The organism is Xanthomonas sp. 10-10 (assembly GCF_040182365.1).
Lineage (GTDB): Bacteria > Pseudomonadota > Gammaproteobacteria > Xanthomonadales > Xanthomonadaceae > Xanthomonas > Xanthomonas arboricola_F.
On sequence record NZ_CP144460.1, the window covers coordinates 3,022,592 to 3,041,154 of the forward strand.

Genomic DNA, 18,563 nt, shown 5'->3' on the forward strand with positions numbered 1-18,563 from the left:
GACGCGGCAACCGGCAAGGCAGGACGACGATGCTGCTGCTCTCCCCCTGAGAGCACGTAACCAATGCAGCGCAAGCCACGCAAAAAAATCTTGCAGCAACGACGCGCCAGCGTCTTGACGAATTTATCCGGCACGCGTGCGGAAATTCACGTGCTTTTGCCACACTGTCGACATAAAGCGCGGCGACGCAGGGCAAGCGGTTGTCGCTTATAACCGACAACTGCCGGATCGACCATGCGCGCCTGATGGCAGCGCAGTGGCGGTATCGATCGCTACAGGGCGAGCGTTATGGCATGCCCCCTGCAGACACCATGAAAAGTAACCTTGTTACTGACCGCGCAGGATCCGGCATTCGATGCCGAGCGCCGCACTCAGCAAGCGCCGCGCCTGGATGTCGGCACGGCAACGCCGTGCATCACCCGTACCAAGCCTGCACCTGCACCTGCACCGCTGCAGCGCTGTGCGACAACCCAACCCGATCCGCATGCGGGCCCTGCAGACGGGCTGGTTGGCCATCGACCAGCACGCGTTGCAGCCGCGTACCGGCTGGCGCGCGCAGCGTCAGCCAGGTGCGCTCTGGAGCGCGCTCGGGCAGTTGCACCTGGGCATCGATGCGGCGTGCGGTGGTATCGGTGCGCAAGCGCAGCGTGACGGCACCCCAGCGCGTCGGTGCCGCCGTCATGCCCACCGCTTCGCCGCTAGCCAGCCATGCACGCGGCACGGCGCGCGCCAGAAACAATTGCTCGCCCGCGCTATCGTCGCTGACCAGCATCCAGCGCAACAGCAGCGGGATGGTCATCTGCGCCGGCATGCAGAACAGCGGCATGCCACCGGTGATACCGCTGACCTCGCCTGCCGTCCAACTGCCACGCGTATGCACCTGGTACCGGTGCGCGTAGACGAACAACAGATACTCTTCGATGCGATCCAGGCGCAACAGCTGCTGCGCATACCCGTAGGAAATGAAGCCCAGCAGATCGCGGCTGCCCGGCTCCGGTGGCGCGATGTTGGCCACCACGCCGATGCTGGTGCCGCCATGGCCGCGCAGGCAGTCGATCACCAGGTGAGCCAGATCGTCGGGCAGCACATCGGCCTGCAGCAACTCGGCATAGGCGCGATGCGGCCACTGCTGCTCGCTGGGTTTTTCCTGCAGCAACGATTGGCGAAACGTCAGTCGGGTGCCCGGCAACGGGCCGACATACGGTGGCGACATATCGCGCCGTACATTGGCGCGCAGGCTGGCGTGCAGCCGTGTGCGCAGTTGCTTTGCGCGGCGCTGCCATTGCGTTGCCACCGCCGCATCGCCACCCAGCGTGCCCCAGACCTGCGCGATGTCTTCCCACCCGCGAATGGTCAGCGCGCTGTTGGCGTAGTACGGCTTCCACCACAGCGACGGATCGGGGAACAGGCAGGCATCGGATTCGTTCCAGCCATGCAACAAGCCGTGACCATGCGCGTTGCGCGGCAACGCCAAGGCCTGGTCGTGCAACGTGCACAACACCTGCGCAGTGGCCGCGATCTTGGGCAGCAATCGACGCAAGCGCGCCGCATCGCCGGTGTAGCGCAGGTAGCGCGCCAACAGCGACAAGGTCAGGCCGAATTGCCCCACCTCCGGCCCACGCATGTTCGGCAGGCCGTCGTCCTGCACGAACGCATCGAAATAGTTGTCCAGCACCGCAGCGGCCTGGGCAAAACGGCCCCATTCCAGATTGGCGTAGAGCGAGCTGGTAAAGGTGTCCTGGAAGCCGTCGTACTCGTTGCCGTAATAGTCGCGCTCCACCGCACCGTACTTCGGGTAGTCGCCACCCGGGCGCACCACCAGTTCGCGCGCGAAGGCGAACTGCGCCATGGCGTTCCAGCTGGCATCGGGGAGTTGCGCCTGCACCGTGCCCTCCATGGCCTGCTGCCAATACGCGGCGAAATCGAGCAACGCCGCGTAGAACTGTTCGGCAGTGGCGGGCTTGCGCGACGGTGCGAACGCGGGATAGCTGTGCGTGTAGTGCACGCCCACGATCTCGCCACCGCGCACGTGCATCGTGCGGTGCCAGGTCTGCACCACGAAGCGGTCGCTGGCACGCACATCGGCAAATACCAGCACGTCGTACCAGGCATCGGCCTCGCCTTCGCGACGCATCACCTTGCGCACCGCCGGCATCCAGCCGCCCAACATGCCTTCTTCGCGCCGTTTGATCAGCGCGTCTTCGCCAAGTTCGGTGAAGGCATGTTCCGGCCGCGAAGTGCGGCTACGGCCGTTGGGCAGGATCGGCATCGTGTCCAGGCTTTCGCGCGTGCCGACGAAGGTGGTCCACGGCCAGCGGCCACCATTGTCCTTGGGATCGAGCAGCGAGGCCGGCGGCGGCGCGACATCGCGCACCTGCGCCTCGTCCGGGTCGCCATCGCGCAGCAGGCGGTCGGCGAGCAGGTCGGCATCGGCCATCGCCACCTGTGCCAGCGGCATGCCGAAGTACGGGGCCGCTGCAGCCGGATAGGCGGCTTCGGTGTATTTGTCCAGGCGCAGCATGCCGCTATCGGTCCACAGCGTGAGCTGGCCCTGCGGGTCGTCGAGATGCTCGTAGACGCTCCACTGCTGCTGCAGGTGTTCAAAACTGCACAGCTTGCTGGCCACGTGCGCGGCTGAAGGCAAGGCCTCCAGCCGCGGTCGCAATGCTGCGGGCGATGCGGCCACGTTGGCCGACACCGCATGACCCGCCAGCGCCGCGCCTGCACCCACGGCCGCGGTCGCTGCCATGCCCTGCCGCAGAAAGGTTCTCCGGTCCATCGTCGCGCCCTTGAATGGTCTTGACGCATCCTGCGCGCCCGCGCCCGCGACGTCTTGTGGCAGCGCTCCGACGCAGGTGCGGAAATCTGCATACCGACCAAGCCGTTGGCGGGTACCGGGGTGCCTGCTACGACCTTGCGGCATGCGGGCAACGTTGGCCTCAGTCACATGGTCTGAGGCGTGCATGGACGCCGCTGGACCGGCTGCGTTGATGGGCTCACCGGCATCTCTCAATGCCGCACAGCCGCTGAGTTCGTACTGCATTGCATGGCGCATCGATCCTGCCTGCCGGCGATGAATCGACCTTGGCGGTCACTGCAAACAGCGTGTGCTGCGTTGCCGTTCGCCCACATGCGCGATGCACGACGCACTACCAGTCGGCACGTGGTTGGGAGCAAGTCATCCAGACTTGCCTGACGTAGCCACCGAGCTGTTGCACACGGTGCTTGAAGCAAGCCGCGGTGGATGCTCCGGCACCGGGCAGGCACGACCGAAGGATGCGACCGCGCCATCCCTGCCATTTGGCTGCATGACTTTCCGGCCGGGTTCGGTGCGGCGGTATCGGCCACACTTCCTGCCCGTTTACTGCCGCAGGGTGGGCCTGCGGCGGCGCAAATACGATTACCCGCAAGGACCGTCATGCAGCCCCGAGCACCCCGCAAGTCGAACCGCGTCGACGCGGCAGCGTCGCGTCCTGCTACAGCATCCATGTCGACCACGTTGCTGCACTCCCGCCGATTGTGCATCGCGTTGCTGGCGCTCATCGCACCCGGTATCGCGCAAGCGCAGGTGGACCTGTCGCAGCTGGATGCCGAGATGGCCGCGCCACGCACCCAGGTGCTGGTCCTCGGCAGCGTGCACCTGTCGCAGTTGCCCGCCGGTAGCGACATCAGTACAGCACGGCTGCAACCGGTGCTGGACCGGTTGGCGGCCTACAAGCCGACCATCATCACCATCGAAAACCTGTCCGGGGAAACCTGCGACCTGATGCGACGGCATCCTGCGGTGTATCTGCCCGAGGACACTGCAAGCTATTGCCCGGACACCAGCGAGGCAGCGCACGCGACCGGGCTGGATGCTCCCGCCGCCATCGGCAAGGTGCGTGCAATGCTCAAGACCTGGCCGCGCGTGCCCACAGCGGCGCAACGCCGACAACTCACCGCGCTGTTCCTGGCCTCGGGCGATCCGGCGTCTGCGTTGGTGCAGTGGTTGCAGCTTGCGCAGGCCGAGCAGCGGGCCGGCGACGGGTTGGATGTCGCGCTGGTGGCACAGCTGCGCAGCGCAGAGAAACGCCCAAACGAAAGTCAGCAGATTGCTGCACGCCTGGCGGCACGCCTTGGCCTGCAGCGCGTCTACCCGGTGGACGATCACACCGGCGACAACGTGGACCTGGGTGACCCTGTCGCCTATGGCAAGGCGATCCAGGCCGCGTGGGACAAAGCTGCGCCGCGTGCGCAGGCCATGCGTGAGCGCGAAGACCAACTTGCCAGCGAAGGCAAGTTGCTGGAGCTCTATCGCGCAATCAACCTGCCGGCCAGTCAGCAGTTGGCGATTGCGGTGGATTTTCGCGCCGCATTGAGCGAAAACTCGCCGCAACACTACGGCTATCGCTATGTATCCGGCTGGGAGATCCGCAACCTGCGCATGGTGTCGAATGTCCGCGCCAGCTTTGCCGAGCAACCCGGTGCGCGCGTGCTGGCAGTCGTCGGCGCCATGCACAAGCCCTGGTTAGACAATCTGCTGGGGCAACTGCAGGGCGTGGATATTGTCGACGCGGAGAAGGTGCTGGGCACCGACGGGAAGTGACCGGCAGTGCGTACAACGACTTCAGCGTGACGCCCTGAATCAAGCACCTGGTCGGTCGAGCGTGCGACGCCCTCGCCGCTTGCGGGAGCAGCGTGTCCCGTGGCGGTGGGCGGACAAGGGCCCGGCAGCCAAGCGCCAGATCGACTGCTCTACCGCTCATCCGTCCGCACTTCCAAGCCCTCGATACACAACCCACAACGCAGTCGAGACCTGCAATGGTGGCGTTGTTTGGCCGCGCTCGGATGTTTGAATCAACAGCTCGGTGCGTCGAGGGCGCGGTGCTCTCGCCGCTCGCGGGACACGCCGTGAAACCGTCCCTGGGGGCTGTGTGGCGGCATCCATGCCGCCACACGGTCCCACAACCAGCAGGACACCGCAGCTAAGAGTCGCTTGGCTACCTTGTTGGAAACCATGCACGCCGACCATCGTGACTGGTCCTTGCCCGCTCACCGTCGCGGGACCTTACGCGGCATGGATGCCGCGTAAGAGCTTACATGGACGTACTTGCAGCGTGTCCCGCGATGGTGGGCGGGCAAGGGCCCGGCAGCCAAGCACCAGATCGACTGCTCTACCGCTGATCCATCCGCACTTCCAAGCCCTCGATACGCAACCCACAACGCAGTCGAGACCTGGAATGGTGGCGTTGTTTGGCCCCGCTCGGATGTTTGAATCAACAGCTCGGTGCGGCGAGGACACCGCGCCAGACAGTTTGCTGGCTGCTTTACTGAAAACCATGCACACCGACCCTCTCGACTGGTCCTTGCCCGCCCACCGTCGCGGGACCTTACGCGGCATGGATGCCGCGTAAGAGCCTCCATGGACGGATTCACGGCGTGTCCCGCGATGGTGGGCGGGCAAGGGCCCTGCAGCCAAGTGACAGATCAGCCGCTCTACGTTTGCAGGCTATCCGCATTGTCCTTTCGTCCGCAGACAAGACAAGCGCACTATTGAGTCGTTTCTCGATACCCGCATCAGCAGCAGCCATCAATCTGCTGACTCAGACATGCAGAGCGTGCATCTACCCAGGTGTCACCAGGCGGGACTAGCTCGCCGGCCGTGTACCCCAAGCACCAGATCGACAACCGGCGTTTGTCCCATCCAGCTGCTCAGGTCAGCACGTCCAGCAAGCTGCCCAGCATCTGGTCGGAGCGCCGCAATACAGTGGCATTGGCCTGGAAATCGTTGCGCGCCGACAGCCCGTCGACCAGATCGGTGACCGGCGCCGACGGATCGGACGCGGCATCGACCACGCTGGCCGCCACACCGCCATTGGCCTGCGTGCTGGCGGTCACGGACTGACGCGGGCTGCCGTCCACCGGTTGACGGGCGACATTGCTGGCGGCCACCTGCTGACGCAGCGCGGCGACCTGCATTCCGGAACTGGCGATGCTGCTGATGCTCATGGTGGCTCCGTTACGCAAGTGAGTGAGGGACCGCGGGCAATTCAATGGAGTGAGGCACTGCGGGCAAGGGCATGCTGGCAAACCTACGAACGAAGTCGCCGCAGCGCCTGCATCCGTCAATAGGTTCCGACCCGCACCCGCAACACCACCGGTTCGGGACTGGTGGAACCACCGCGGCCGAAGTTGAGCCCGTAGTCGGTCTGGTCGCCGTTGAGCTGTTTTTCCACCTGCCAGCGCCCGTCCACATACCGCCCCTGCTCCACCCGCAACAGTTGTCCATGACGGGTATCGGCCGCCTCGCGGAAAAATTCAATGCGCGCGGCCATGCCGGTGACCAGAAACTCCTCCGGCCCCAGCTGCGCCACCAGCAGCCGCCCGGCGTGGTCGTCGTTGCCGGGCAGGATCGCCGGCGCATCGCCCCACATCGGCGCCCCGAACGACACCTTGGCCTGCCAATCGCCAAAGCGCAGCGTGCGCTGCGGCATGCCAGGCTGCTCGGCCACGCCTTGCAGGCGGCCTTCGAATGCGGCCTGCGCCAACACGCGCTGCAACGGCGCCAGCAACTGGAAGTTGGCCGCATGCGCGGCGGTGGCGGCCCGATTGGCCTCGCTGTCCGGGTTGCCATCCATGCCGAAGATCGAGAAGCCCACCCCGCCCTGCCCCAGTACATGAAACAGGTATGGCGCCGTCGCCGCCTCGAAGCCGGTCTCCGACACCCAGGCCGGGTTGTCCGGCCGCGCGTACTGGCCGATGACCTTGGTGTATTCGTTGTAATCGCTGGTGTAGATGTCGGTGCCAATGAAGTCGATCGACGGGGTGGCCGCACGCCAAAGCGCGAACACATTCACCGTGGCGCCGCCGGACGGGTAATCCATGCCCGGATAACGCTTGCCCTTGTAGCGCAGCCAGGTGTTCACGTAGAGCGGCAGCGGATACGCACGCTTGCCGGCCGCGGCCACCTGTTCGATATACGCGGCGGTGGCATGCGCGTTGAAGGCTTCTGCCGCCTCGGCACCGAACACCTGCTGCCAGCTGCCCTGCGGCTTGCCCAGCGCCTGCGCGATCGCGGCAGGTACCGGATGCGCGAATGCCGCCTCGCCGGCCGGGCCATGGTCGCGCACCGTGCCGATCGCGCCGGGCTCGTTTTCCACCTGCACCAGGATCACCGTGTGGCGCTCGCCATCGACCTTGCGCAGATGCTGCATCAACGCGGTGAACGCACGCGCATCGGCCTGCACGTTGGCATCCACATGCGGCGACAGCACATCCACCGGCTCGCCATTGGCATCGCGCATGCGCGGGTAGGTGGCGTCGTCGCGCTTGATCCACTCCGGCACGTAATGCATCTGGCCGTTCTTCCAGCTGCCGAACCACAGCAAGGCCACGCGCAGGCCGCGCTTGCGTGCGCCGGCGATCAACGCATCCACATTGGTGGTGTCGAAGCGGCCCGGCGCCGGCTCGAACTGCTCCCAGTACACCGGCGCTTCCACGGTGTTGGCATGCAGCGCCACCACCTCGTCCAGCGCCTTGGGCAGCACCGCCGGCCACGCACTGGAGTTGTGCAGCTGCGCGGCCAGGATGGTGTACGGCGCCCCATCGACGAAGACCGCGTGGCGGCCGTTCTGGCTGACGAAGCGCGGCATTTCTTCTGCGCACGCTGCCGGTGCCATCGCGGCTGTCAGCAGCGACAGCACAAACAGGCAGACAACCGCGCGGTCACGCCGGCGCAAGGTGAATAAACGGGAAAACAGCATCAGCGAGCCTCCGGGGCGGATGAATTCCAGTGCGGCGTGGGCTGCCCAAGCAGGTGGCGCACGAAGAAGTCGTACTGGCGACGCTGCACGTAGTCGATCGGCCCGCTGGAGCGGCCCACCGAATGTTCGCCGCCCGGCACATTGAGCAGGTCGAAGTCCTTGCCGGCCTTGACCAGGGCGTCCACCACCTGCGCGGTGGACGCCGGATCCACGTTGCTGTCCTGCTCGCCGACGATCAGCAGCAGGTCGCCCTGCAGCCTGGCCGCGTTCACCACGCCCGAGGCAGCGGCATAGCTGGCGTCCACCGGCCAGCCCATCCACTGCTCGTTCCAGCTGATCTTGTCCATGCGGTTGTCGTAGCACCCGGCAAACGCCACGCCCACCTTGTAGAAGTCCGGGTGACGTTCCAGCGCGCCCAAGGTGCTCTGCCCGCCAGCCGACGCACCGTAGATGCCGACCCGGCTGATGTCGTAGGACGGGTCCCTTGCAGCGAGCGCACGATGCCAGGCGATACGATCGGGAAAGCCGGAATCGCCCAGGTTCTTCCACGCCACGTCATGAAAGGCCTTGGAACGGTTGGCGGTGCCCATGCCGTCGATCATCACCACGATAAAGCCGAGATCGGCCTGCGCCTGCATGCCGATCTGCTTGTCGCCGCCGGAGTGATAGCCGAACGGCCAGAACGTCTTCGGCACGAAGGAGTCGTGCGGGCCGGCGTAGATGTTTTCGATCACCGGATACTTTTTGCGCGGGTCGTAATCGCGCGGCCGCACCACCATGCCCCAGATGTCGGTGCTGCCGTCGCGGCCCTTGGCAACGAAGGTTTCCGGCGCACGCCAGCCGGCGGCAAGCAAGCGCTCGATGTTGCCGCGCTCCACCTGCTGCAACAGCCGGCCATCGATGGCATGCAGCTCCATCACCGGCGGCAGGTCCGGGCGCGAATAGACATCGACGTAATGCCGCCCATCGTCTGCAATGGCCACATCGTGATCGGCATCGGTGGTGGTCAATCGGTGAAGGTTCCGCCCATCGAAATCCACGCTGTAGAGCTGCCGGTAGTACGGGTCCTTGCCCGCATCCATGCCGCTGGCAGTGAACCAGATGCGGCGCTGTGCATCGTCGACCTTCAGCACATCGCGCACCACCCAGGGTCCGCGGGTCAGTTGGCGCCTGGGCTTGCCACTGCGTCCATCGAACAGATACAGATGCCGCCAGCCATCGCGCTCGGAGATCCACACGATCTCGTTGCCATGCGCGTCCACATCGTGACGAAAGCTGCGGTCCGCATACACGAAGGTACGCGCGTCTTCGGCCACGGCCACATGCGCCCGCCCGCTGCGGGCATCCACCGCAATCACGCGCATGTGCTGAAAGCCGCGCTGCACATACTCAAAGCTCACGCTGCGCCCATCTGCCCGCCATTGCAGCGGCGACAACGAATACGGCGTGGCAAACAGCGCGTTGTCCACCACGCGCCGCGTGCCATTCATCGCCAGCAGCACCGGCCGTTCCACATCCACCGCATCGCCCGGCTTGGGATACAGCTGGGTATGCACCACCGGCTGAAGGCGTCCGGCCGGCGCGGCCTCCACACGCGTCACCCGGCGCGCAGTGCCCGGCCGCACCCGATACACCGCCAGCTGTTGCGAATCGGGCGACCAGGCAATGCTGTCCGGATCGAAATAATCCTCGGCGCGGCCATCGTCGGTGCGCTGCACGAGTCGGCCATCGGCCACCCGGCGCACGATCAGGTTCCAGCCGTCGGCCAGCGTCTCCCACTGCCCGTCGGGCGAGCGGCGCGGGGTGGTATCGGCCGCCACGTCCGGGTCGCGCACCACGCCGAAGCCGCGCGGTCGCTGCGGCAGCTGCGGCTGCCGGCTGGGGGCATCGGGCGCGCACTGATACGTGGTCAACGTGCAGCGCCAGGGAGCATCGTCGATGGCGAACACGATCGCGCCGTCTTCGCGCGCGCCTTCCTGCGAGTAAGCAAACCGCTCGAACGGCAACGCCAACGCCGCATAGGCGGTGCCGGTAGCGGCCTGCAGCGCCTGCGCCACGCGCGCCTGGTCGAAGGCCGGTTGCTTGTGCAGCGTGGCCACATCTACGCGGACGAAGGCAAATCCGCCGGGTACGGTCTTGCGGTAATAGAACGTGCCGTCGTCCTGCCATTGCGCCGGCCAGGCGACGTTTTCGGTCAGCGTGCTCCAGTGCGCGCGCAGGCCGAGCGAGCGTTGGTAGTCGGCCACCGTTGGCGCGGCTTGCGCATTGGCCGTGAGCCACAGCATGCATGCGGCCACGACGCGCGCCGCCTGCCTGACCCGTGCAGCACGCCGCGCCTCATTCGCCATCGTCTTCTTCCAATGCCAGTTCATCGCTGCGCAGGCCGCTGCGTGCGCCCCAGTGATAGATGAAGAACGCAATCACCGCCACGCTCAGCGTATCGAACGGATGCGCGATCCAGCCGTGCCCGCCGAACGTACCGGCCCAGGACACCGCCATCACCAGCACGAAGAACACGATCAACCACAACGACGCGCGCACCTGCCGCAGCAAGCGCGCCCTGCCCTCGCGCGCTGGCAGCCGATACAGCACGTACAGGACAAAGGCGAGCACTTGCAGGCCAAGCAGCCACGACAAGGTCGGCCAGGTGGACCAGTACACGATCAACGCGGCCACCATGAACGACAGCGGCCCCAGCACGCTCAGCCCGCGCACGAAGAAAGGCCGCGGCAAGTCCGGCGCGCTGCGACGTAACGCAGCCACCGTCACCGGCGCCACCGCATAGCTCAGCACCAGGGCCGCCGACACCACACCGATCAGCGTCTCCCATGACGGGAACGGCAGCGTCCAGAAGATCGAGAGGCCCAGGCTCAGCCACAACGCCGGACGCGGGATCCCCGATTGCGGATCCACCCGCGTCAGCACCGGCAGGAACCCGCCGCTGCGCGCCCAGCCATACACCACGCGCGGCGTGGCATTCATGTAGATGTTGCCGGTGCCGCTGGGCGAAACCATCGCATCGCAGATCACCAGCGCCGCCAGCCACGCCATTCCAAGGGCAAGTGCGATGTCGTGGTACGGCAACGAAAACGCCTTGTCGATACCGCTCCAGCCCTGCGCCAGTTGCGCCGCCGGGATGCTGCCCAGAAAGGCCAGTTGCAGCAGCACGTAGATCACCGTGGACAGCGCCACCGACAGGATCAGCGCGATGGGAATATTGCGCTGCGGGTCGCGCACCTCGCTGGCCACCGACACGATCGGCGTCAGCCCCAGGTACGCAAAGATGATGCCGCCTGCCGAGATCGCCGCTTCCACCCCGGCCATGCCCGACGGCGCAAACCCGTGCACGGTGAGATTGCCGGGATTGAAGTGCTTCATCAGCAGCACGATCACCAGGATCGGCACCAGAAACTTGAAGATGCTGACGATGTTGTTGGCCAGCGCAAACTTCTTGACGCTGAAGTAGTTCAGCACGAAGAACAGCAACAGCAAGGCCAATTGCACCAACCAGCCCCAGACGCTGGGATGACTGCTGCCTGGCTGACTCAGCCACGGGAACCACGCCGCCGCATATTGCCGCGCCGCTTCCACTTCGATCGCAATCAGGCTGGAAAACGCGATCAGGGTGATGAAGCCGGTCAACGAACCCAGCAAGCCACCGTGCGAATACTCCGGATAGCGCACCACCCCGCCGGCGCGCGGCAGCGCGGCACCGAGTTCGCAATACACCAGCCCCAGCAACAACACCGCAATGCCGCCAAGTATCCACGACAGGATGCCGGCCGGGCCGGCGATAGAAGACACATGGCTTGCGGAAAACAACCACCCCGAGCCGAAGATGGAACCCAGGCCGATGAAGGTCAGGTCGGTCAGGCTCAGTCGCTTGTGGAACTTGCCTTGCGTGGTCGCACCGTGTGTGGTCATAGCTGGCCCCGAACGAATGGAAAGTGCGCGTGCTGCGGAAGATGGCGTGGTCGTGCGTGCGGTGTGGCGGTCAATGGGTTTGCACTGTGCTCAGCACTGCACGGTGGTCTTGCGCAGGCGGGCGCATGCCGGCAACAGCCAGACGCGCCTGGCACCTGGGTGAAGACAGGCGTGGAGGAACTCAATCATCGGCAGCGGCCCCTGCCCCTGCATCGGCCGTATCTGCCGCAGCGTCCTCCGGATACGGCGACACGCCGCCATCGGCGATGAAGCGATCAATACGCGCCTCCAGCACCGGCAGAGGCACCGAGCCGGTCTGCAGCACCGCATCGTGGAAATGGCGCAGGTCGAATTTTTCGTCCAACGCCGCTTCGGCCTTGCGGCGCAGCTCCAGGATCTTCAACTCGCCCAGGTAATACGACAGCGCCTGCCCGGGCCAGGCGATATAGCGGTCCACCTCGGTGGTGACTTCGTGCTCGCTCAGCGCGGTGTTGTCGCGCAGATAGGCTTGCGCCTGTTCGCGCGTCCAGCCCTTGTGGTGGATGCCGGTGTCGATCACCAGCCGGCACGCGCGCCACATCTGGTAGGTGAGATAGCCGAAGCGGTCGTAGGGCGTGTCGTACATGCCCATTTCCTGCCCCAGGTACTCCGAATACAGCGCCCAGCCTTCGCCGTAGGCGGAGATGTAGGCGTAGCGGCGAAACTCCGGCAGCCCCCGCGTTTCTGCGGCCAGCGGCATCTGCAGCGCGTGGCCGGGCGAGGATTCGTGCAAGGTCAACGCAGTGAGGTTGTAGAACGGCCGCGATGGCAGGTTGTAGGTGTTGACCAGGTAGATGCCCGGACCGCCACGGCCACCGGTGTAGAACGGCGCCAGTTCCGGTGGCACCGGCTTGATCGCAAAACGCCGGCGCGGCAGGCGGCCGATGTAATCGCCCACCTTGGCATCCACCCGCTTGGCGATCCACGCGGCCTGCTTGAGCAGCTCTTCCGGCGTCTTGGCATAAAACTGCGGGTCGGTCCGCAGAAAGTGCAGGAACGCCGGAAACACCGCCTGCCCGGCCGGCGGCTTGAAGCCGCTCTCGGCGATGGTGGCATCCATCTGCTTGCGCAGCTTGGCGACTTCTTCCAGGCCGATCTGGTGGATCTGCTCGGGGCTCAGGTCCAGCGTGGTGAATTCGCGGATCTGCGCGCGGTAATAGGCCTGGCCATCTGGCAAGGCCTCACCGGCAAGCGTGGGACGTGCGCGCGGCTGGTACTCGGTGCGGATGAAGTCCAGCAATCGCGCATAGGCCGGCACCACCTGCGCGTCGATGGTCTGCACTGCCTGCTGCCGCAACTGCGCCTGCACATCGGCGGGCAGCGTCGCCGGCATCTGTTTGAACGGCGCGTAGAACGCATTGGCCTCGCCCTTGGCCTGCGCCACATCGGCGATGGACGCATCGCGCCCGGTCAGCGTGACCTTGGGTTGGCTGAATCCCCGCGCAAGACCGGCACGCATATTGTCGGTGTGCTCGGCGAAGTAACGCGGGATATCGGCCAGCATCGTCAGATAACGCTGGTAGTCCTCGCGCGTGCGCAGCTTGGCTTCGGCACTGAAGCCCAGGTCGCTCCAGAACGCCGAGTCGCTGTTGAACGGCATTTCCCAGGCGCGAAAGCGTTGCTGATCCAGCAGCACCTGCAGTTGCTGGCGGTACACCTGGTAGCTCACCTGATCTTCGGCCGGCAACTGCGCTGCCGGAATCGCATCCAGCTCGGCCAAGGCCTTTTGCCAGTAAGCGGTGCGCAGGTTTTGCGTGGCCACGTCCACCTTGGGCAGATGATCGGCCTGCTGCCCCTGCGTGGCCTGATTGTCTTCGTCCACCGCGCCGGAGAGCTGCGCCTGGCGCCAGCGCCATTCGCGCGTGTACAGCGCCTTGAAGCGTGCCGCTGCACTGTCTTGCGCAGTGGCTGCGGGCGCTGCGGCCTGCGCCTGCACTGCGGTGCCGCCCAGGCTGGCAGCGATCAACACACTCAATGCGCTCGCGCGCCAGACGCTGCTGGTCTTCATCCGCGTGCCTCCGGCGCCGCCTTGGCCTGCGCGATCCACTGGCGCACGCGCTGCTGCAGCATCGCCAGCGGCATTGCGCCGCCGCCAAGCACCGCATCGTGGAAGGCGCGCACATCGAAGCGGTCGCCGAGTTCTTTTTCCGCCTCCGCACGCAGTGCCAGGATCTGCAGCTGCCCCAGTTTGTAACCCAGCGCCTGCCCCGGCCAGACGATGTAGCGATCGGTTTCGGACTGGATGCTGGGCTCATCGTCGGATGGATGGGCGTGGAAGAAATCCACCATCTGCTGGCGATTCCAGCGCTTGTAATGCACGCCGGTATCGAGCACCAGCCGATTGGCGCGCAGCAACTCGCCGGACAGCCGGCCGTAGTCGTTGTACGGGTCCTTGAAGAAACCGATCTCCTTGCCCAGGCGTTCGGCGTACAGCGCCCAGCCTTCGATATAGGCGTTGTAGCCGGCCTGCTGGCGGAACGGCGGCAACGGCAGCGTCTGCGCAAGCGAGATCTGCAGGTGATGGCCGGGCACGCCCTCGTGATAGGCAGTGGTTTCGATGTTGACCAGCGTGCGGCTGGCGTAGTCGCTGGTGTTGACCTTCACGATCGCCGGCTTGGTGCCTTCCGGATTGCTTTGCCAGTATTCGGCGCCGGGCGCAGCCCGCCGGAACGCCGGCATCGCCTGTACCTCCAGCGCGGTCTTGGGCAGATGGCCGAACAGCTTGGGCAACTCCGGCTCCATCGCGGCGATGTACTGGCGGTACTGCTGCAGGATCTGTTCGCCGGAGCTGGCGAAGTGGCGCTTGTCGGTGTCCACCGCCTTGCGGAAGCTGGCCAGGTCTGCAAAGCCCTGCGCCTTGGCAATCACCGCCATCTCGCCTTCGATACGCGCCACTTCCTGCAGGCCGATCTGATGGATCTGCTCCGGCGCCATGTCGGTGGTGGTCTGGGTATGAATGGCGTAGCGATAGCGGCGTTCGCCGTCGGGCAGCGACCAGATGCCTTCGGAACTGCGGCCTTGAGCGGCGTATTCGTCGCGCACGAACGCCGCCAGCCTGGCGTAGGCCGGACGCACCTGTTGCTCGATCGCCGCAAGCAGCTGCGTGCGCAGCGCAGCGCGTTGATCGGCCGGCACGGCGGCATCGAGCTTTTTCAGCGGCGAAGCGAACGGGCTCTGCTCGCCGGTCAGTGCGGCGATCTTGTCGATCTGCTCGGGCAGGCGCTCCAGCAGGTACCGCGGTTGCACCAGTCCCTCCTTCGCACCCTGCCGCGACACCGCGATCACCTGATCGATCACCGTCGGAATCGTCTGCAGGCGCTTGATGTAATCCTGGTAGTCCTTGGGGTTTTCGAACGGAAACGCATCGCCGTAGCCGGCCAGCCCCAGCTGGACGCCGCCGATCGGCTCCAGCGGCATCGCATAGGTTTTCAGGTCGATGCCTTCGAGCTTGTCGCGCAACTGGCCGAGCATCATCTGCAGGCTGAGCTGGCGTTGCGCGTCCAGCGTCTTGCTGTCGATCGCTTCGAATTGCTTGAGCAGCTCGGCGGTGGCGCTGCGGTCGGCCTGTACTGCCTCCAGCGAGTAATCGCTCCAGCGGTCGTTATAGCGCTTGTCGCCGATGATGCTGGCGAACTCGGGGTTGTGCTGCAGCTGGTATTGCCACTGTTTGTCCAGCAGCGCATCGAAGGCTGTGGCGGCCTGTTCGCCGGTCGGCGCGGAGGTGGCCGCCACCGCCGTTTCCGTTGCCGGCGGCGCCGGCTTGCAGGCAGTGAACAAGGCGGCGGCCAGCAGGCCGATGGCGACAGGACGCAGGTGGTTCATGCAGTTGCTCCAAGATGCAATGGCGGCCGTAGGAGCGCGCTGGCGCGCGAGAGGCGTTATCGATAAAGCCCGTCGCGCCCGGGTGCGCTCCTACGGGTGCGTGGGGCCATACAGGTTCACGCAAACGGTTGATCGATCGCCGGCGACGGTGGCGTAAACCACTGCGCGCCGGCATCGGTGACATGAAAGTGGTCTTCCAGGCGCACGCCGAACTCGCCGGGCACCACGATCATCGGCTCGTTGCTGGCGCACATGCCCGGCCGCAGCGGCTGCGCATTGCCGCGCACCAGGTACGGCGCTTCATGGATCGCCAGGCCGCAGCCATGGCCGGTGCGATGCGGCAGGCCGGGCAAACGATAATCGGGGCCGAGCCCGGCCGCCTCCAGCACCGTGCGCGCGGCCTGGTCCACTGCCTCGCAGGCCAGGCCTGGGCGGATCGCCGCAAACGCCGCCGCCTGCGCGGCCTGCTCCAGGTCCCAGATGCGCCGTTGCGCGTCGTTGGGCGTGCCGTAGCTCCAGGTGCGGGTGATATCGGAGTGGTAGCCCTGCACGGTGCAGCCGGTGTCGATCAGCACCAGCTCGCCTTCGCGCAGATGCTGCACGCCGGGGATGCCGTGCGGGAAGGCGGTGGCATGGCCGAACTGCACGATGCAGAAGGTCGAGCCGTTGTCCGCGCCCAGCGCGCGATGCGCCTGATCGATGAAGCGCACCAGCTGATCGGTGCCGATCCCCTCGTGCGCGATGCCGGCGGCCAGCCGCTGCACCAGCAAGGTCATGTCGCAGGCCTGCTGCATCAGCGCCAGTTCGGCCGGCGACTTGCACATGCGGCAGCCGTCGATGATGGCGCCGGCATCGCGGATGGCCGTGCCCAGATGCGCACGCAAACCGGTATGCACGGCGAAGGCGATGCCCGGGTCCAGCGCCAGTGCGTGCGCATGGCGATCGTCCATCGCCTGCACCACCAGCGCGTAGGGGTCTTCGTGTTCTTCCCACAGGTATTTGGCCACCGGAACCTGCAGCACCGCGTCCAGCGAGCCTTCCTCGAATGCCGGGCAGAGCAGCACCGGGTCGCCCTGCAGGGTCAGCAACGCGGCGACCAGCCGCTCGCTGGCGCCCCATGGCACGCCGGTGAAATACCGTAATGAGGTGCCGGCGCCGATCAACAACGCATCCACGCCGTGCGCGCGCATCAGCGCACGTGCGCGTTCGATGCGCTGCGCGTACTCGGCCGCAGCGATCGGCGCGGCGCGCTGCGCCCACGGCACCAGTTGCGCATGCGCCTGTTCCAGCGACAGGCCACCGATCTGCGCGCTCATGTGCCCGCTCCAAGATCGGCCGTGCTCCACTGCCCATCGACCAGCCGCGCGACGCCGCCCGGATTGCGCTGGCGCAGTTCCGGCGGCAGCAAGGCATCGGGCACGGCGTCGTAGCTGTGCAAGGCGGCAAAGCGGCGGATCGCGCCCGGCATGCCCACTGCGGTGAATCCCGGATGCCCGGTGCTCGGGAACGGGCCACCGTGGTTTTGCGCCGCGCTCACCGCCACGCCGGTCGGCATCTTGCTGTTGATCAACCGCCCCACCCGCGCACGCAGCGCGGGGGCGATGGCCTGCCATGCCGCATCGTCGCTGCCGTCGACGGCGCGATACAGCGTGCCGGTCAGGTTGCCTTCGAATGCGGCGGCCAGCTGCGCCATCTGCGCGCCGTCCTGCGCACGCACCAGCAGGCTCACCGGGCCGAATGCCTCGGTCTGCAGCGCGTGTGGATTAGCCAGAAACGCCGGTGCCTCCACGCTCAGCAAGGTTGGCGCATAGCGGTAGCCGTCCTCGCCGGTGTGCCCCCCCGCCAGCACCGCCGCGCCGGCGGCGCGCAAGCTCGCCACGCCACGTTGCACGCCATCCACCCCTGCGGCCGAGAACAGCACCATCGGCAGGGCCGCTTCGAAATGCGCCTTGGTGGCCGCGACGAATGCATCGCCCGCCGTTCCGTGCGGCACCACCACCACGCCGGGATTGGTGCAGAACTGGCCGCTGCCCAAGGTGCATGAGGCAAAAAATTCCTGCGCCAGGGCTTCGCCGCGCTCGGCCAGTGCGCCCGGCAACAGGAACACCGGGTTGACACTCGATAGCTCGGCATAGAACGGCACGCCAGCCGCATCGGCAGCAGCCTTCAACGCCAGGCCGCCCGCGCGGCTACCGGTAAACCCGATCGCGCCCAGGCGCGCATCGCCAGCCAGCCGAACGCCGACCGCGTTGTCGAAGTGATACAGCAACTGCACTGCCGCTGCCGGCAGGCCCGCCGCAAGCAAGGCTGTATGCGCAAGCTGCGCCATGCGCTGGCTGGTGGCCGGATGCAGCGGGTGCGCCTTGGCGATCACCGGGTTGCGCGCGGCAATGGCCGAGGCGAAATCGCTGCCGGCGATCGCATTGAACGCGAACGGGAAATTGTTGGGGCCAAACACCAGCACCGGTTTGCCCAGCGGCGCCAGATGCGAGCGCAGATCGGCGCCGCTGTCGATGATGGGGGTGGTCCAGCTGTAGCTGCGCACCGCGTTTGCGGCCTGGCGCAACTGGCCGCTGGTGCGCGGCAGCTCGTTGCCGCGCAGGCGCGTGGGCGCTGGCAATGCGGTTTCTGCATGCGCGAGTGCGACCAGGGTGTCGGCATCGGCATCCAGCGCATCGGCGTAAGCGTCCAGAAACGCGGCAATACGCTCGACCGGTGCGGCAGCCAGCTCGGCGGCGACCGCTTGCGCGGCGGTGAGCGCGGTTTCGATGTCCTCGGCACTGCTGACCGGAAACAGCGGCCCGATCGGCTCGCCCGTCGCCGGGTTGGCGGCGCGGAAACTGCCCGTCGCAGCATGGCTGGGCTGCCATTGGCCGGCCAGCAGAATGGGTTGGATCGTCTCGTTCATTGCGGCACCTTCATTGCATGGAATCGGCCTGCGCGCAGCATGCGACAGCGGCCGACCAAGGGGCCGATGCGGATGCCGCAGCAAACGCGACATCCGCATCGATCAGCGCACGTCGCTGCGCACACGGC

Annotated in this window: 10 protein-coding genes; 1 reads left to right on the top strand and 9 read right to left on the bottom strand. The window is 66.3% G+C overall.

Annotated elements, in window-relative coordinates; translation table 11 throughout:
- Positions 1–415 precede the first annotated feature (415 nt).
- Positions 416–2,779: a Tat pathway signal protein gene (locus tag VZ068_RS12715; RefSeq protein ID WP_349655510.1), complete on the bottom strand. Its 2,364-nt coding sequence runs from the start codon at positions 2,777–2,779 to the stop codon at positions 416–418.
- A 708-nt stretch (positions 2,780–3,487) separates the two neighbouring features.
- Here VZ068_RS12715 and VZ068_RS12720 point away from each other — a divergent pair.
- Positions 3,488–4,585, top strand: a complete 1,098-nt coding sequence (locus VZ068_RS12720; protein WP_349655511.1) for a DUF5694 domain-containing protein — start codon at positions 3,488–3,490, stop codon at positions 4,583–4,585.
- A gap of 1,106 nt (positions 4,586–5,691) precedes the next feature.
- On the opposite strand, the gene VZ068_RS12725 is transcribed toward VZ068_RS12720, so the two are convergent.
- The 8 genes from VZ068_RS12725 to VZ068_RS12760 form a co-directional block, all read right to left on the bottom strand.
- Positions 5,692–5,988, bottom strand: a complete 297-nt coding sequence (locus tag VZ068_RS12725; RefSeq protein ID WP_259160883.1) for a hypothetical protein — start codon at positions 5,986–5,988, stop codon at positions 5,692–5,694.
- A 116-nt stretch (positions 5,989–6,104) separates the two neighbouring features.
- Entirely contained in the window at positions 6,105–7,745 is a 1,641-nt protein-coding gene (locus VZ068_RS12730; RefSeq protein WP_349657706.1) for a DUF5597 domain-containing protein, read from the bottom strand.
- Positions 7,742–10,090 (bottom strand): DPP IV N-terminal domain-containing protein, encoded by a 2,349-nt coding sequence (locus VZ068_RS12735; protein ID WP_349655512.1) that lies wholly within the window; start codon positions 10,088–10,090, stop codon positions 7,742–7,744. The genes VZ068_RS12730 and VZ068_RS12735 overlap by 4 nt, the downstream gene beginning before the upstream one ends.
- Positions 10,080–11,666, bottom strand: a complete 1,587-nt coding sequence (locus VZ068_RS12740) for an APC family permease (protein WP_349655513.1) — start codon at positions 11,664–11,666, stop codon at positions 10,080–10,082. The genes VZ068_RS12735 and VZ068_RS12740 overlap by 11 nt, the downstream gene beginning before the upstream one ends.
- A gap of 181 nt (positions 11,667–11,847) precedes the next feature.
- A complete protein-coding gene (locus tag VZ068_RS12745; RefSeq protein ID WP_349655514.1) occupies positions 11,848–13,713 on the bottom strand; it encodes a DUF885 family protein in 1,866 nt (621 codons plus the stop codon).
- On the bottom strand, positions 13,710–15,527 hold the full coding sequence (locus VZ068_RS12750; RefSeq protein WP_349655515.1) for a DUF885 family protein: 1,818 nt from the start codon (positions 15,525–15,527) through the stop codon (positions 13,710–13,712). The genes VZ068_RS12745 and VZ068_RS12750 overlap by 4 nt, the downstream gene beginning before the upstream one ends.
- A gap of 116 nt (positions 15,528–15,643) precedes the next feature.
- The gene (locus VZ068_RS12755; protein ID WP_349655516.1) at positions 15,644–16,843 is read right to left on the bottom strand and encodes a Xaa-Pro peptidase family protein; all 1,200 of its coding nucleotides are present in this window, start codon (positions 16,841–16,843) and stop codon (positions 15,644–15,646) included.
- Complete coding sequence (locus tag VZ068_RS12760) at positions 16,840–18,435, bottom strand: aldehyde dehydrogenase family protein (protein WP_349655517.1); 1,596 nt, start codon at positions 18,433–18,435, stop codon at positions 16,840–16,842. The genes VZ068_RS12755 and VZ068_RS12760 overlap by 4 nt, the downstream gene beginning before the upstream one ends.
- Positions 18,436–18,563: the final 128 nt, after the last annotated feature.

Excerpts from the sequence above, each read along its gene's own strand:
- VZ068_RS12715 (WP_349655510.1), bottom strand. The coding sequence starts at position 2,779 with ATGGACCGGAGAACCTTTCTGCGGCAGGGCATGGCAGCGACCGCGGCC.
- VZ068_RS12720 (WP_349655511.1), top strand. The coding sequence starts at position 3,488 with ATGTCGACCACGTTGCTGCACTCCCGCCGATTGTGCATCGCGTTGCTG.
- VZ068_RS12725 (WP_259160883.1), bottom strand. The coding sequence starts at position 5,988 with ATGAGCATCAGCAGCATCGCCAGTTCCGGAATGCAGGTCGCCGCGCTG.
- VZ068_RS12735 (WP_349655512.1), bottom strand. The coding sequence starts at position 10,090 with ATGGCGAATGAGGCGCGGCGTGCTGCACGGGTCAGGCAGGCGGCGCGC.
- VZ068_RS12740 (WP_349655513.1), bottom strand. The coding sequence starts at position 11,666 with ATGACCACACACGGTGCGACCACGCAAGGCAAGTTCCACAAGCGACTG.
- VZ068_RS12745 (WP_349655514.1), bottom strand. The coding sequence starts at position 13,713 with ATGAAGACCAGCAGCGTCTGGCGCGCGAGCGCATTGAGTGTGTTGATC.
- VZ068_RS12750 (WP_349655515.1), bottom strand. The coding sequence starts at position 15,527 with ATGAACCACCTGCGTCCTGTCGCCATCGGCCTGCTGGCCGCCGCCTTG.
- VZ068_RS12755 (WP_349655516.1), bottom strand. The coding sequence starts at position 16,843 with ATGAGCGCGCAGATCGGTGGCCTGTCGCTGGAACAGGCGCATGCGCAA.
- VZ068_RS12760 (WP_349655517.1), bottom strand. The coding sequence starts at position 18,435 with ATGAACGAGACGATCCAACCCATTCTGCTGGCCGGCCAATGGCAGCCC.